Source organism: Oliverpabstia intestinalis, assembly GCF_009696065.1.
GTDB lineage: Bacteria > Bacillota > Clostridia > Lachnospirales > Lachnospiraceae > Oliverpabstia > Oliverpabstia intestinalis.
In genome coordinates this window covers 11,920-28,321 of sequence record NZ_VUMS01000029.1, presented here as the reverse complement: position 1 = coordinate 28,321, position 16,402 = coordinate 11,920, and the positions used below count along the sequence as shown (strand labels likewise).

Here is a 16,402-nt window from a genome sequence, read left to right as displayed (position 1 = left end):
ATGTAATGACACGGCAATGTCTTTCAAGACGAATCAGTTCCATTGAACATCTTCAAAGAGAACTATCCGTTTGGGAAAACGAACGCAACAGTAATGAAGATGGCGTAAACTGGCAATTTAAAACAAATGATGCGCGTATAAAGCTCACATCTTTGTATCCTAAGTTGTAATTAGGATACAAAGATTAGTTTAAATATCAACGTGTCATTACACTAGCCAATGTGGATAACTTTCTAAAATTTGTAATAATGTGTAAACAGGCAAATCTTTTGTATTGACATGTTATAAAATTAATTTACCTTTCAAAACTGCATAAAATCTATTTTTTTTCTTCTAGACATCTAAAATATTTACTTTTTTCACTCGAAAAAAATCCATTTTTTTCCATAAAATCACCTATCATTTCAAAATTTTGAAAAATATATGGACAAGCAAACACATCTGTTTGCTCATAAGATTCCATTTCAAACTCAAAAAAATTATTCGAGTTATCCATATTTCTCGTTTCATCAAAGAAGGCAACTCCTATAAGTTGTCTTTTTCCTAATGCATTTTTCTTTTTATCATAAATATTAAAACCTATTCTATATGTTCTTAAATTAGCAACTACAGATAAACTGTTTTCTAACTGCTCTACTTCTAATATCTTTTTAATTTCTGAATTAATTTCACAGCTACAAGCCAACAATTCATTTTCATTCATTTTTTTATTAAATTTGCATGAATATTCATATCTACTCCAAATATTGTTGCATTTTGAATGCGGAAATTTTAGATTTATCGAAGGCTGGGGTCTAAATCTTATTCTATATGATATATTTTTATTTGCTAATTTTTGATCAATTGTATCAAAATAATAATCATATAATAAAGCATTTTTATATGGTAAGACTTCATAATTACTACAAAGATAATTAAAAATTTTCATAAAATCTTTTTTCTTTTGAACTTCAAATTTTATTTCATTTTCAATAATTATTTTTTCTCGTATTTTCATCTTTTTCTTTTGTCCTTATAAAATAATTTTCAAAATTTAATTTTGTGGGTCAATTCTATAAATACTATTCTCAATAGTAGCTTATCCATCCTTTGGTATAACATATTTCAAATCATTATAATATTTCTGTGCAAATCTACATGACTTACTTATTATTTCTCTCTCACCACTAATTTCAACTTTATACTTCTTTAATATCTTTAAAGCTTCTTGCAATTCACTTTCTTCACATGTATATTCTATTTCAATTTCATGGTCTAAACAGCCTAAATATGTATTCTTATCAAGCATAATTTGAATTTTGGAATTTAATGTACAAATAATACGATCTGTCACCAAAAAGCCTAACAAAAATACATCTGGATATCTTACACCCGTTAATTCAAATAGTATTTTACTATCTATACAATAAGGAAGTGTTTCCAATTTTTTTGAAAATTCTTTTGAGACCGTCGTGTAACCGTTTTTTTCAATATGGCTTTTAAATTGTAAATACATTTTTTCTTTATTAGCACGCACTCTTACTGTATTCCCATTAAATATCATCTGTCTATCTAAATCGTCGAAATAGAAATTAATGTTTCTGATTTGTTTTGATGAAGGTAGTTCTTTAATAAGTTCTTCATACTGTGTTTCTGATATCATAATTTTCATTTCTTTTTCAATTTCTTGATTTACCATATATCCTCTCTCCATCTCTTAATTAACAACTATTCGATTAATTATTTCTCCTCAAAATTTCACCGAATACTATCGCAAGCGTTTCTTCGGTTCTAGCATAAAAAAGTACCACTAATTTCCCGTTCCCGTATATCTTTTTATTCCTTTCGTCCAGACAACTGCCGCTATTGCCAACATGATAATCGCAACGAAAGGCGCAAAATATTGCCACATCTTAATCCCCCCTGCCGCCTTACCTAACAGCACAACACTGGGATAATAATTAATAAAAGCCACTGGCAAAAAACAGGTAACAAATATCTGAAAATATTTCCCAAAAATGTTCACCGGGTACTGCTGCATTAATACTGTAAATCTTTCTGCTATATTCATGGCTGCATTAGAACGTGTTGTCCAAAAACAAAGGCTGGCGCCAATCAGGTTGATAGCCACCTGTATCAAAGCTCCTGACAGCACGCAAATCACAAAATATGCCCATTGCCCCATATTCCAGTGTATTCCGATTTGAGCAGCGGCAAGGATGAACCCTAATACCCCTACCAGAAAATCTCCTACGCCTGTATAACTGATATCTTTACCGATAAATTGCAGAAACGGACTGACAGGACGAATCAAATAGGCATCAAGCGTACCGCCTACGATCATTTCCTCCAGGTCAGATAAATGCCAGAAAAACACGCCGTATATCCCACGGCTCAGCATCCAGAAGCTATACAGGAACAGTAAATCCCATATATTCCAATTGCCCAGAGTATTAAAATTATATACCAGAATACCTATGAGAGAGAGATTTACAGCATTCAGAATCAAAACGCTTATTATCCCCACAAAAAAATCAGCCTTATATTGTGCTTTTCCCAGAATAGCCACACGCAAAAAATGACCATATAATCGAATGTTCCACATTTCCTCAACCTCCCTGTATCATTACTCTGGCAAAGACCCGTTTCATCAACAGACGTGATAATAACCCGAGTACAAATATCCATGTAAACTGCACGCCTAATTCTCTCAACATATCCATTCCCGCATAATTTCCAATATAGATGGACATGGGAATGGCATAAATGCAACGGAATGGCAAAAAATCACTGATAACGCCAAGCGCACTGGGAAAAATCCACAATGGCACCATCTGTCCGGAAAAGAAACGAAGCAACGCATTGTACCCCCAATTGATGTTGCGGATATTCATGGTGATCATACTCAGAAGCCCCAGAATAAAGTTCAGGAAAAAACTCACGATAATTGAGAAAACCAAGCTGCAAAGAAAGCCAAAAAGCGCAGACAAATCCAGCAATTTTAATGAAAACAGGAAAAATGCCACAATCAATGAAGGTAAAACCAAGAACAAAAAACGCACCGCAATACTTCCCATATTCTTTGCAAACATATAAAACTGAAAATCAATGGGTTTCATAATATCCATTTCAATGGTACCTTTGCGAACTTGCTCCATAATATAGATCTGCGGACCGTTCCGTGGATGCAAGATTGCCTCCAGGGCAACACCCAGTACAGCGTAGGAGATCATCTGGGGAAGCGGTACACCACTAACGTTGGGGTTTGCGGCATACAACGCGCGCCACACATAACCTACACTGTACATCATAAGGAATGTGTAAAACAAGTTAATCCAAAAGGACACACGATATATGCTCATATTGTAAAATTCATTACGCAAAAAAGCCATGCCCGTGTGTATACTGATTCCCCTACTTGCTCTCATAAAGTTTCCTCACAATCTCCTCAATATCAGGCTCAATGATTTCAATGTCGTGAACAGGATATTTATCACCGATAGAACGTATCAGCTCCATTGGGGTGGCCTCTGACCGATGAAACGAGAACCATTTACGGTTCCCCTCACTCCTGGTCAGCTTCGCATTCTCTACCTGAAAGTCCCCAACAGGCTCATCAAACTCTATCATCAGTGAACGGATAACGCCAAACTTCTGCACCATACTCTCTAAATCTCCATCATACATCAGATGACCGGAATCAATCACCACCACACGGGAACAGAGTTTTTCTATGTCCCCCATGTCATGAGTGGTAAGCAAAACCGTAGTACCTTTTTCACGATTAATCTCAGAAATAAAATCATGAAGATATTTCTTAGAAACAACATCAACACCAATCGTAGGCTCATCCAAAAAAAGGATTTTAGGATCATGTAACAGCGCCGCACAGATATCCGCCTTTACCCGTTGTCCCAGGCTCATCTGCCGCACGGGTTTATTGATAACCTCCTCAAGATCCAACATGGGAATATAGCGATCAAGATTCTTCCTGTAAGTACCATCCTCAATTTTGTAAATTTCCTTCAGCAGACGATAACTTTCAATCAAAGGAACATCCCACCAAAGTTGTGTTTTTTGACCAAATACGACACCAATCTGCTTAGCATTCTCCATTCGCTGTTCAAAAGGTTTGATACCGTCAACTGTGACGTTTCCTGAGGTAGGCTGCAAAATACCGGAAAGCATTTTAATCGTGGTGGATTTTCCAGCGCCATTTTTCCCGATAAAACCCACTATTTCTCCATCGTCAACTGAAAATGTAATATCGTCAACCGCACGTTTGATAGTGTGTTCACTGGAGAACAGATTTCTCACAGCGGCAAACCTGCCCTTTTTCTGCACAGGTATCTTGAACTCTTTTACTAAATGACTTACTTCTATCATGATTATTCCTCATCAAATCTGTCTTCTGCAGAAATATCTATAACTTTAAAATAGCTACCAGAGAACAACACTTTGTTAATATAATCATTATAAAAAGAAAGTAACGCTTCATTCTTTCTATCATCATCAAAAACTCTTTCCATGAAGTCAGTTGTCCATTTCCCTACCGGGATAAGAGTATTCCGTGTAAACCATCTGTCATAAATTGTATTGCTAATTTCCTTTACCTTTTGCATATCCCATGTTACATATATATCATTCGGAATAATATTTCCAAATATAAGCTGGCAATGATACAAAGTATAGTATAATGCATTATCTAATTCGCTTTCTCTAGCATATTCAAATAACTTTTCCCAATTAATTTTGTTTTTCGAAACAAAAAGTGCAATATCCAAATATGATAACAGGCGTATATCTCGTCCAGAAATTATATCTCGTAAGGAGAGGGTGTGCCAATATAAATGAGATGACAGATGAAGTAAAAAGTCCTCATTACTTAATCGCCAAAAATTTATCCCCTGAATATTCTCCTTTTTTGCCCGTTGAAAAAGTAAATTAGAATCATAATAAAAACTGTCAAAAATTGTACTAAGCCTGTGGTGCACGTCAACAGAATAAATAGGAAAAAAATCAGAACCACTTAACTTAACAAATTCACCATAGTGCTGAAGTTCAGATTCATATCCGTTTAATCTGTTATTATCAAATTTATCTATGGTGTGTGTGTTTCTGTTATATTTTCCCTGAACATAACCAAGACTCTTCATAACTTGAAACACATCCTCAGTTTCATTTTTCTGAATAAGGATATCCATATCCAGATACGGACGTTCTAAAGGATCGTTATAACATTTTTCTGCCAAGTACACCCCTTTGAGTAAAATTATTTTCAAGCCAGCCTTATCCAATTCGTTCAAAAGGTGTAAAAATTCATCTCTTTGTTTAGAATACATATGTTTCCTTATTTTGTACTCATTATCAAGAATTTGCACAATATACTGGGGTATCTGTAATGCATTCCTGATTCTGTTATAAAGTACAGGTAATAACTTGTGTTGTGTGCAGTGATGGATAATGTAATCCCAATCCAAAGTGTTATTTAATTTTTCATTACTGCTCCAATCAGTGTTTGGCATAAGCAATTCAATTATAAACTTATCCTCTTGTCTCATGCTACTTTCCTCCTTGTATAATATATTAACATCCTTAAAATAAAACTTTCTGTTCCCAATCTACATCTATCATATTTATAACGGTATTTTGTATTATTTTCATATATATTTATGTGTTTTTCCAATTATAAACTTTGTATTATGCTATTGTCTACCCTCTATCATTCGCTTTCTTCACTCTTTGGGTCTATTTTTCAAATCGTTTTAATACTCATCCCAGCATATCTGATATACATATTATATCGTAAGATCAAAACTTTTTCGTTATACCTGTCTAAAATTGCTTTTCATTGCAATATCTAAATATCTTCTATTACTTAATCTACTGAACCTCCATACAAATTCACTATTCTAGCTCGTTCTTCATAGCTAAACTGAATGAAAACTGCTGTTCTCTCAATATCTCTGCATTTAAGGTAACTCATCTCTCCAATTATCTTATTCTTGTTTCTTTTCCAAATCCATGAAAATCTTCTCTCTCTGTTCTGGCGTGATTTTATCATAATTTCTTCCCAGCCACTCAAAAATATTACCCGGTAAATCTCTTACTTCACCCACTTCTTCATATTTCTTTTGTTCTGACATCTGATTCAGCAAATCCACATCGATCCCTGAAACAGTGTCCGTAAATTCCATTCGCATAAAGTTTTCTTCTGATAAATCAATCACTCGGACATCCTCACCTTTTTTTACCTGTTCCTTAAAATACGCTACTTCCGCATCATTTAGTGGAATCAACTTACCCTCTGATTTCACAGTGACATATCCTCCACCTTCAGTTTTTTTAACACAAATATCCGGAACATAAGGACCCAAGTTTTTTACTTCTTTAAACTCTTTCATATCCTGTGTATTGTACTTTTTATCATATATCGGTTTTTCACCTGGAATGAAAATAATACAGTCCTCATCCGGTATTCTGGAAATCTCCTCGCTGGTCAATAATTCTCTGCTCTGCCGATCAAAGTTTATACTGGTGCTTCCACTCGTTCCTTTACTTAAACCATCATTCTTTTTATCAATCGTTGCTGTTCCCAATAAATCAGCAATGTATTTGTGAGTGGAATAGGCTCCCCGGCCTCCGCCCAAATAGAGAAACGTTGAGCAGGCATCCATCAGGATTTCCCATGTATCGTTTTTATAAATCTGTTTTAGCTGGCTGACCGACTGTAAAAACATAATCACAGATATATTTCTGCTTCGAGGTGTAGTAATCAGTTTTTCAAAACTTTCCGGTCTGGAGCCGTTGGCAAATTCATCCATCCAGACTTCTACTGGAATCGGTAACGCACCACCATTTTTTCTTGCACACTCAATTAATACTTGAAATAGTGAGGTATACAGCATTCCAACAATAAAATCAAATGACCTGTCATCATCCGGGACACACAAAAAAAGGGCTGTCTTCGTGGTTTTATCCCCGTTGACACCCATTCCAAGCTCATACAAATTCATCTCATCTTCCGAAAATAATCTTTTTGCTGCAGCTACACCCATAAATTTAAACTTCGAATTACACATAATAATGATAGATCTTACTGTATCTGGCGCACCTTCCTTTAACTTTCTATAATTACTAACTGCCGGATGCTCATTTCCCATAGGCGAGCGTACCGCAAGTGTATTCATACGTTTTTCCAATTCCGTTTCCCCTGTCTCTTCATCCAATATCCGGCTTTCTTCATTCATCAATAATTGAACTTTCGGCAAGGTTGGTTCCTCCATTTCCAACCATACATAATAGAAACATGCCAAAAGATACATCGTTACCCCATCCTCCCAAAATGGTTCTCCTTTGGATGTATCCTGCGGTGTCAGAGATGTCTGTATATTGCTTACCAGACGAATCATATCTACTTCTGTTTTTACATATACAAAGGGATTATACATATGACTTTTCCCAAAGTCAGAGCTGATTACATCCAGACATTTTATTTGATATCCATTCTTTTCCATGGCTTTTCCATAATTTCGTAAAAGATCCCCTTTAACATCCAACACAACAACTGAAGCATCATTCCGCAGCAAATTAAATTAGGTGCAACAATCCGAAAGGATTTCCCAGTTCCCAGAGCACCTACTACAATCATATTATTGTTTGCAATTTTTTTCCCACTTTTACTTAAAGTGATATGTTGGGAAAGAATCCTTCCCTGTTTGTCTCCCTTCGATGCCATCACCTGTTACGGGTCAGCCCATTCTGCTGACCCATGCTCTCTCCCAAATACAAAATTTCGATTATAGTATTGATAATACATAACCAGATACATCCATGCCAAAGATGAAAAAATTTTTCTCTATCAGATAAGCCTAGGCTCTCCTTCCATCCTTGTTTTCCATTATATTTTAAAATAATTAATACAATAGTAAAAGCAGCGTCTATCACGCCGTATTCTTGTAAATTAGTTAGTATATCCATTAAATATCCTTTCTGTTTATAGTTTGTTTTATCATGTTATTTTACAGATTACCATAATTTTTCTTTTACTTATTTCATGCTCAGGATATCCCTCATACGTTTTAAAATTAGTAGTACCTGACCAGCAGCAAATCTTTGTTTAAAGGATCCACATGAAAAATGATCCTCTCTCAGTACCATAGTCAACAATGCTGCACATAAATCATAATCAGCATTAAATACCCTCTTTAATTCTTCAAAACAATTGATTGGTTCTGTAATCATATAATCTCTGTAATTGAGTTTCATATCGCCCATCGAAAGTAGTAACTCTGCGTACAGACCTATGTATGGATCTTTTTTCTCAATTATTTCCTGAATCATTTCAATTTTCTCTTCTCTTTTCATTGTCGTCCACCACCTTGAAAATGTATCTTTATATATCGAATATATGTTCTTTTATTTTATCATATTGCGAACATATATTCTAGTATTAAAAAATACGAATTTCCAATATCTCTTCTTAACAATTTTAACCGATCTTTAGAAAATTTCTCTTTATACGAAAACAAAGCTATCTATTACTAGATAGCTTTGCTCTGTTCCTAGGCTCTGTTTTATTTTCTTTCCATCTTTTCTGTTGATTACTCATGGAATATTCCGTACACACTTTGTATTTTTCCGTACACAATTTCTACTCAATTTTAATGAAATTTTATGAAAAAATACACTATTTTATGGTACTTTTAATCCCTGAATCTGTACACATTTTTTTCTGTTTTTTTCTCGAAAAAGCCTATAAATAAAGGGTTTTTTCTATCGATTGTTGATAGCGGTGACTAAGGCATCGATAGATGCACGGATAATGTCGCTGTCGACGCCTGCACCCCAGGAAAGGGATCCATCCGGTTTCTGGATACCCACGTATGCAATTGCCTTTGAACTTGTGCTCATTTCCAGTGCATGCTCGGTGTAGGAAACCAGTGTATATTGCATGTCATATGCTTTTTTCAGTGCATTACTTACCGCATCCAGACGTCCGTTACCATCTGCCTCGGTAGTGATCACACGGCCTTCAAAGGAAGACGTAACCTGTGTGGTGATGTGTCCGTTCTGCTGGAAATGTACTTTCTGAATATCCAGCGGTTTTTTGACATTTTCGAAAGTTTCTTTGAACAGTTCAAAAATTTCATCAGGATGAAGTTCTTTATGAGTATGATCTGATACTGCTTTCGCTGCGTAACCCATAGCTTCACGCATCTTTGGTGGCAGATTCAGACCGTATTTTGTTTCCAGAATATAACCTACGCCACCTTTACCGGACTGGCTGTTGATACGAATAACATTGGCATCATAGCTTCTTCCCACATCTCTCGGGTCTATCGGCAGATACGGAACCGTCCAGTGATCCGGATCTTTTTCTTCGATCCAGTGCATTCCTTTTGCGATCGCATCCTGATGGGAACCGGAAAATGCGGCAAATACCAGAGATCCGCTGTACGGACTTCTCGGATCTACGTTCATGCCGGTGAATTTTTCGTATTTTTCACAGATGCCTGGCATATCAGAGAAATCAAGTTCCGGATCTACACCCTGAGCATACATATTCATCGCCAGTGTAATGATATCTACATTACCGGTACGCTCACCATTTCCGAACAGAGTTCCTTCGATACGGTCTGCACCTGCCAGAAGTCCCAGCTCAGAATCTGCAACACCACATCCCCTGTCGTTATGCGGGTGAAGAGATACAATAACATTTTCTCTGTAATTCAGGTTATCACACATATACTCAACCTGGCTTGCATATACGTGCGGCATGGAATGTTCTACTGTTACCGGCAAGTTAATGATTGCCTTCTGATCCGGTGTTGGTTTCCATACATCCAGAACTGCATTACACACCTCCAGTGCATATTCCGGCTCTGTTCCGGTAAAGCTTTCCGGGCTGTACTCAAACAGGAAGTTTCCGTCTGTCTCATCTGCCAGTTTCTTTAACAGGGCAGCTCCATCTACAGCGATTTTTCTAATCTCTTCTTTTGATTTACGGAACACCTGCTCTCTCTGGCTCAGCGATGTAGAATTATATACATGGATGATGGCTCTCGGTGCACCTTTTACCGCCTCAAAGGTCTTGCGGATAATATGTTCTCTTGCCTGTGTCAGTACCTGAATAGTTACATCTTCCGGAATCAGGTTCTGTTCGATCAAGGCTCTTAAGAATTCATATTCTGTTTCAGATGCTGCCGGGAAACCTACCTCGATTTCCTTGAATCCAATTTTTACCAAAAGTTTGAAGAACTCAATTTTCTGTTCCAGACTCATCGGGATCACAAGTGCCTGGTTACCGTCTCGCAGATCCACACTGCACCAGATCGGGGCTTTCTCTACATACTCTTTTTCTGCCCATTTCATACATTTTACAGGTGGCATAAAATACTGTCTCACATACTTTTTGTAATTCATCATGTTTCTTGTCCTCCTAAATTTGATTCCCTGCACATCTCTGGCATCTATCTTCTTTATGGATATGTAAAAATGCGTAAAAAAAACTCCGTCTCTCTTCTCAAGAGACGAAGGATTATCTCCTACGCGGTACCACTCTTTTTCATGAATAACTTCATGCACTCTGCCAGATACGGGTCTACACCTTATATCCTCCCCCATGATAACGGTGGGGTACTCCGTCTGTTCCTACTGGAAATATATTTCGTTCAGACAGCAGCTCCAAGGGCAGTTCCAAATTCTTCATTCACTGCTTCACACCATCCAGCAGTTCTCTGAAAGCCGAATCCTCTGTACTCTTCCTCTTCTACGCCATTTACAAGTTAAATTCTACCATAGAAGCAGACAGATTGTCAACGGGTTTCTATGATAAAGTTTTATCAGAATGAATTTTATCGATTTTTAAAGCAATTTTAAAAATCAAATAATTATTGACAAAACCCATTATAATGCATATAATAGTCTCTATCATGTATAAATCAGTTTTGTCGGGGTATGGCGTAGCTTGGTAGCGCGCACGGCTGGGGGCCGTGAGGTCGCAGGTTCAAATCCTGTTGCCCCGATACTTTTCTTTTCCAGGCAGTTTCTGCCGTTTTTCCGGAACACGATACTTCATAACAGAACAATTTCGATCGCTTTACTTTTGCAAAAACGAGGCAGAAACAAGATAAAATATGCTTCGCGAATTCTACGTTGCATTGCATATCAATAATTGATCCAGTGGATCAATATTGATTATCGCGACAGTCGCAGGGTCTCATGCAAGCATGTACTTTGAATCGTTGTTCGCATAAATAATACAGGCAGTCCGAAACTCTGCGACTGCCTGTACTATTTCTATTTATTTTCTTTTATTTTGTCGTATTGGCGTTAATATAATTTACCAGGCCCTCGGCTTTGATAATCTTCTGCATGAACTCCGGAAACGCCTGTCCCTTGAACTCAGTTCCTTTTGTTTTATTGTAGATCATACCACTGTCAAAGTCCACTTCCACATCATCACCTGCATCGATTCCTTTTGCCGCTTCCGGGCACTCGATAATCGGAAGACCAATATTGATAGAATTTCTGTAAAAGATACGTGCGAACGTTTCTGCGATCACACAACTTACACCTGCTGCCTTGATTGCAATCGGTGCATGTTCTCTGGAAGAACCACATCCAAAGTTTTTATTGGCAACGATGATGTCACCTTTCTGTACTTTATTTACAAACTCTTTGTCAATATCTTCCATACAGTGAGTAGCCAGCTCTGCCGGATCTGAAGAGTTCAGATAACGTGCAGGAATGATTACGTCTGTATCTACATTGTCACCATATTTAAATACTCTTCCTTCTGCTTTCATCTTTCTCTTCCTCCTATAAACCTAATTCTTCCGGTGAAGAAATCTTACCGGTAACAGCACTCGCTGCAGCAACAGCCGGGCTTGCCAGATAGATTTCAGAATCCACATGTCCCATACGGCCTACAAAGTTACGGTTGGTTGTGGACACACAGCGCTCATTTTCTGCCAGAATGCCCATATAACCACCCAGACACGGTCCACAGGTCGGTGTGCTTACTACAGCTCCTGCCTCGATAAAGATCTTTAACAGACCTTCTTCCATTGCCTGCAGATATATCTTCTGTGTTGCCGGAATCACGATACAGCGGATACCCTTTTTCACTTTGTTGTCTGCCAGGATCTCTGCCGCAATACGCAGGTCATCGATACGTCCGTTGGTACAGGAACCGATAACTACCTGATCGATCTTCACATTTTCTGTGATCTCATCGATGGTTTTTGTGTTTTCCGGCAGATGTGGGAACGCGATGGTCGGACGCAGTGTGCTAAGATCAATGGTGTATTCCTCATCGTAAACTGCATCCTCGTCAGCTTCAAATACTTTCCATTCCCGCTTGGAATGTTCTTTCATGTATGTCATAGCTACATCATCAACCGGGAAGATACCGTTCTTTCCACCGGCTTCAATTGCCATGTTGGCAATGGTAAAACGATCATCCATGGACAGATTTTTAATGCCTTCGCCTGTGAATTCCATAGATTTATACAGAGCCCCATCCACACCGATCATGCCGATGATGTGCAGGATCACATCTTTACCGCTCACCCATTTTGCAGGTTTTCCGACAATATTAAATTTGATAGCAGATGGAACTTTAAACCATGCTTTACCGGTTGCCATACCGGCTGCCATATCCGTACTTCCCACACCGGTAGAGAATGCACCCAGGGCACCATATGTACAGGTATGAGAATCTGCTCCGATAATCACATCGCCTGCTACTGTCAGACCTTTTTCCGGGAGAAGTGCATGCTCGATACCCATTTCTCCGACATCAAAATAATTAGTGATATCATGTTTACAGGCAAATTCTCTTACACACTTGCAGTGCTGTGCAGACTTGATATCTTTGTTCGGGATAAAGTGATCCATGACCAGTGCCACTTTATCTTTATCAAATACCGTATCTACTGTCATCTTATCCATCTCATGAATTGCTACCGGTGAGGTGATATCATTTCCCAGTACCAGATCCAGTTCTGCTTCGATCAGCTGTCCTGCTTCTACCTTCTCAAGACCCGCTGCCGCTGCCAGAATTTTCTGTGTCATCGTCATTCCCATGTTTCTGTTCCTCCTGTGTATATAATGTTGAGGGCAAACCTGTTTTACCCCTGGTATCATGAAATTGAGATTTTTTTCATTTACTGTTTGCTATTGTAACATATCTTGCGATATAATAACAATACATATAAAATATATTCTCTATAACTACAGGTTATATTATTTCATTTGTCACTGATATTCTATACACGGAGGTTTTACATGGAACAGAATCTTTCTCTTTATTATGTATTTCACACAGTCGCAAAAAAGGGCAGTATTTCTCACGCGGCCAAAGAACTATATATCAGCCAGCCCGCTATCAGCAAATCCATTCAAAAACTGGAAGACAATCTGAACACAACCCTGTTCAAACGAAGTTCCCGGGGTGTTACTCTTACCGCAGATGGGGAGATCCTTTTCCAGCATACCAGAGATGCTTTTGAGACTCTTGAAGAAGGAGAAGAGATTTTGGCACGCCATCATGCTCTTGGAGTAGACCAGCTTCGTATAGGTGTCAGCACTACTCTTTGCAAATATATCCTTCTGCCTCATCTGCAACGCTTTATAAAGGCGTACCCACATGTAAAAATATCCATCAGCTGTCAGTCCACTTACCAGACTCTGACATTACTGGAAGAAAATAAAATAGATATTGGTCTTGTCGGCGAACCGGCGATACAGAAAGGTTTTTATTTTCAGCCACTGCAAAAGATTCAGGATATTTTTGTAACAACAACCGCCTACCTGGAACATCTGGAACTGCGATCAGGTAACGGCGATCTTTTTCAGACCGCTACATTTATGATGCTCGATGAAGAAAATATTACCAGGCAATATATCAATCGTGTGTTTCTGGAACATGGTGTGGAGTTTTCCAATATTCTGGAAGTTTCAACAATGGATCTTCTGATCGAATTTGCAAAGATTGGAATGGGTGCCGCCTGTGTGATTCAGGAATTTGTTCAGGAAGAGCTGGATCGCGGGGATCTGATCACTCTTCCACTGGGACTTACATTTTCTCCAAGACAAATAGGATTCGCCTGCCGTAAACACGAACAGGCGAATCCCGTTATTCAACATTTTCTGGATTTACGAGGAAACATTCTCCCGTAAATTTCAAAGTACTATTTTATTTTTCTTCCTGCAGGATCAGTACATCCCATTTTTTCAGTACCGTTCCTGCCGGAATGACTGCTCCACTAATCAAATCTGTTTTTCCACCAAGGCTATCCGGAAGAACCTGATCCTCATCTTTGAAGTTCATGACATAATAATATCTGGTGTCGTCAGAAGTTCTGCAAGTAACTTCCAGCCCGGTTACTTCCGGAATCACAGCCCTTACATTCACTTCATTTACCGCCTGATCCAGAATCTTTGCGAGTCCCGCATCATCCATCTGCGTTCCTACATAATACGTTGCACCTTTGCCAAAGGTATTTCTTGTGACTGCAGGCATATCTGCATAAAAATCTTTCTGGTACGTTGCCAGTGCTTCTGCACCTTCCAGATGCAGCAGATCACATAACAGGTTGCAGGATGCTGTAGTTCCATCCGTAAATTTCACTTCATTGACCTGTTCCGGTGCCAGCGCATCAATTTCTTCCACCCATACACCCGCCATGTCACGCAGCGGTCCCGGATAGCCTCCAAGATGCACATTGTCAGACTGGTCTACGATACCGCTCATATATGTAGTAATCAGGATACCGCCATTCTTTACAAAGGATTCCAAAGCCTCTTTCATTCCTTCTTTTACCATGTAAAGAACCGGTGCAACCACCATCTTGTACTGTGAGAAATCTGCATCTACCGGAATCATATCAACACTGATATTTCTTTCATAGAAATAATTATAATACTTATGAATCTGCTCTACATATTTCAGATCTTCGGAAGGTCCGCTGGTGTATTCCAGTGCCCAGTAATTTTCCCAGTCAAAAATCAGGCCGACATCTGAAAGATTTTCGCTTCCCAGTGTCTTTGTTCCAAAACTTTCCAGTTCTTTACCAAGCTGAGCCACCTCACGGAACACTCTGGTGTTTTCCGTTCCTGCATGAGCAATAACAGCTCCATGAAATTTCTCGCAGGCTCCCACACTTCTTCTCAGCTGGAAGAACTGAATCGTATCTGCACCGTGAGCCATCGTCTGATAGCTCTGCGCACGCATCTGTCCCGGACGTTTCAGAGAGTTGTATTTCTGCCAGTTCTGCTGGCTCGGTGTCTGTTCCATCAGCATAAACGGTTCATGTTTCAGGCCTCTCATCAGATCATGTTTCATGGCAATCATGCTCCATGGAGTATCGTATGCCGGATAGTTATCCCAGGATACCACATCCATCTCTTTCGCCCATTTGAAATAATCCAGATCTTTAAACGTTCCCATCAGGTTTGTTGTGATGACTACTTCTTGGTTATATTTACGAACTGCATCTCTCTCCAGCTTGTAGCATTCCAGAACACTGTCAGAATTAAATCTTCGATAATCTATGGAAATACCCGCAAATGCGGTTTTCTCTGTTCCTATGCCTTCACTTAATGCATTCGGAACCACCACATCATCCCAGTCATATACGGTATGTCCCCAGAATTCCATGTTCCATGCTTTGTTCAGTGCTTCTATTGTTTTGTATTTGTCTTTTAACCATACACGGAAAGCATTCTGACAGTTGTCGCAGAAGCAGGTCACTCCGTATTCGTTATTGATATGCCAGCAGGTCACATGCGGGTTGGAGGCATAGCGTTCCGCAAGCTTATCTGCCATTGCAGAAGCATATTTGCGATATACCAGAGAATTCGGACAGGCATTATGACGCTGACCAAAACGATGCTGTCTGCCTTCATAATCGGTACTCATTACTTCCGGATATTTTCTGACCATCCATCCAGGAAGTGCTGCTGTGGAAGTGGCAAATACAATAGCATAATTTTCTTCCGAAAGCATCTCTACGATCTTATCCAGTTCCGCAAAGTTGTATTCATGCTCTGAAGGCTGAATCTTTGCCCAGGAGAATACATTGATCGTAGCGCTGTTGATCCGCGCATCTTTGAAGATTCTCATATCTTCTTTCCATACTTCCTCCGGCCACTGATTTGGATTATAATCTCCTCCATAAAGAATTCTTTTGAATTTTGGCTGCATAAAACTGCTCCTTTCGATTTGTCCATTTCTATAATTATCCGAATCTATTTTGTTAGTTTCTGATAACCATTTGTTATCTGTATTATACCTCTTATTTTTTCAGATTTGTATAACAAGACATACTTCTTTCTATAACATTTCGAAACAAATTGACAGATGTTTTTTCTGTGTGTTACCATGAATCTGAAAATGCATCAGTCTGTGCGAAAC

At 38.6% G+C, this 16,402-nt stretch carries 14 protein-coding genes, 1 tRNA gene and 1 other annotated feature; of the genes, 2 read left to right on the top strand and 13 right to left on the bottom strand.

Features of this window, described 5'->3' with window-relative positions; translation table 11 throughout:
- Positions 1 to 319 precede the first annotated feature (319 nt).
- The 10 genes from FYJ57_RS12590 to FYJ57_RS12550 form a co-directional block, all read right to left on the bottom strand.
- On the bottom strand, positions 320 to 997 hold the full coding sequence (locus FYJ57_RS12590; RefSeq protein ID WP_154432915.1) for a CYTH domain-containing protein: 678 nt from the start codon (positions 995 to 997) through the stop codon (positions 320 to 322).
- Between the two features lie 81 nt (positions 998 to 1,078).
- Positions 1,079 to 1,678 carry a CYTH domain-containing protein gene (locus FYJ57_RS12585; protein WP_205839987.1) on the bottom strand — a complete coding sequence of 200 codons (600 nt, stop codon included), beginning with the start codon at positions 1,676 to 1,678 and terminating at the stop codon, positions 1,079 to 1,081.
- Positions 1,679 to 1,789: 111 nt separating this feature from the next.
- Positions 1,790 to 2,584 (bottom strand): ABC transporter permease, encoded by a 795-nt coding sequence (locus tag FYJ57_RS12580; protein ID WP_154432913.1) that lies wholly within the window; start codon positions 2,582 to 2,584, stop codon positions 1,790 to 1,792.
- A 4-nt stretch (positions 2,585 to 2,588) separates the two neighbouring features.
- Positions 2,589 to 3,407 carry an ABC transporter permease gene (locus FYJ57_RS12575; protein WP_154432912.1) on the bottom strand — a complete coding sequence of 273 codons (819 nt, stop codon included), beginning with the start codon at positions 3,405 to 3,407 and terminating at the stop codon, positions 2,589 to 2,591.
- Entirely contained in the window at positions 3,394 to 4,365 is a 972-nt protein-coding gene (locus tag FYJ57_RS12570; RefSeq protein WP_154432911.1) for an ABC transporter ATP-binding protein, read from the bottom strand. The genes FYJ57_RS12575 and FYJ57_RS12570 overlap by 14 nt, the downstream gene beginning before the upstream one ends.
- Positions 4,366 to 4,367: 2 nt before the next feature.
- Positions 4,368 to 5,540, bottom strand: coding sequence for a nucleotidyltransferase domain-containing protein (locus tag FYJ57_RS12565; protein WP_154432910.1), 1,173 nt, complete (start codon positions 5,538 to 5,540; stop codon positions 4,368 to 4,370).
- Between the two features lie 438 nt (positions 5,541 to 5,978).
- Positions 5,979 to 7,568 carry a VirD4-like conjugal transfer protein, CD1115 family gene (locus FYJ57_RS12560; protein ID WP_154432909.1) on the bottom strand — a complete coding sequence of 530 codons (1,590 nt, stop codon included), beginning with the start codon at positions 7,566 to 7,568 and terminating at the stop codon, positions 5,979 to 5,981.
- Positions 7,569 to 7,716: 148 nt separating this feature from the next.
- Positions 7,717 to 7,959, bottom strand: a complete 243-nt coding sequence (locus tag FYJ57_RS15150; RefSeq protein WP_205839985.1) for a hypothetical protein — start codon at positions 7,957 to 7,959, stop codon at positions 7,717 to 7,719.
- 69 nt (positions 7,960 to 8,028) lie between these two features.
- Positions 8,029 to 8,346, bottom strand: a complete 318-nt coding sequence (locus FYJ57_RS12555) for a DUF6508 domain-containing protein (protein WP_154432908.1) — start codon at positions 8,344 to 8,346, stop codon at positions 8,029 to 8,031.
- Between the two features lie 408 nt (positions 8,347 to 8,754).
- A complete protein-coding gene (locus FYJ57_RS12550; RefSeq protein WP_022171607.1) occupies positions 8,755 to 10,407 on the bottom strand; it encodes a 2-isopropylmalate synthase in 1,653 nt (550 codons plus the stop codon).
- Positions 10,408 to 10,504: 97 nt separating this feature from the next.
- Positions 10,505 to 10,762, bottom strand: a binding site (T-box leader).
- A 170-nt stretch (positions 10,763 to 10,932) separates the two neighbouring features.
- Between FYJ57_RS12550 and FYJ57_RS12545 the strand changes: the two genes are divergently transcribed.
- A tRNA-Pro gene (locus tag FYJ57_RS12545) sits at positions 10,933 to 11,006 on the top strand.
- Positions 11,007 to 11,294: 288 nt separating this feature from the next.
- On the opposite strand, the gene leuD is transcribed toward FYJ57_RS12545, so the two are convergent.
- Positions 11,295 to 11,789, bottom strand: a complete 495-nt coding sequence (leuD, locus tag FYJ57_RS12540) for a 3-isopropylmalate dehydratase small subunit (RefSeq protein ID WP_022171608.1) — start codon at positions 11,787 to 11,789, stop codon at positions 11,295 to 11,297.
- A 13-nt stretch (positions 11,790 to 11,802) separates the two neighbouring features.
- Entirely contained in the window at positions 11,803 to 13,071 is a 1,269-nt protein-coding gene (leuC, locus tag FYJ57_RS12535) for a 3-isopropylmalate dehydratase large subunit (protein ID WP_118568376.1), read from the bottom strand.
- 201 nt (positions 13,072 to 13,272) lie between these two features.
- On the opposite strand from leuC, the gene FYJ57_RS12530 reads away from it, so the two are divergent.
- Positions 13,273 to 14,166 carry a LysR family transcriptional regulator gene (locus FYJ57_RS12530; protein WP_106493284.1) on the top strand — a complete coding sequence of 298 codons (894 nt, stop codon included), beginning with the start codon at positions 13,273 to 13,275 and terminating at the stop codon, positions 14,164 to 14,166.
- Between the two features lie 16 nt (positions 14,167 to 14,182).
- On the opposite strand, the gene FYJ57_RS12525 is transcribed toward FYJ57_RS12530, so the two are convergent.
- Positions 14,183 to 16,192 carry a beta-galactosidase gene (locus FYJ57_RS12525; protein WP_154432907.1) on the bottom strand — a complete coding sequence of 670 codons (2,010 nt, stop codon included), beginning with the start codon at positions 16,190 to 16,192 and terminating at the stop codon, positions 14,183 to 14,185.
- Between the last annotated feature and the right edge of the window lie 210 nt (positions 16,193 to 16,402).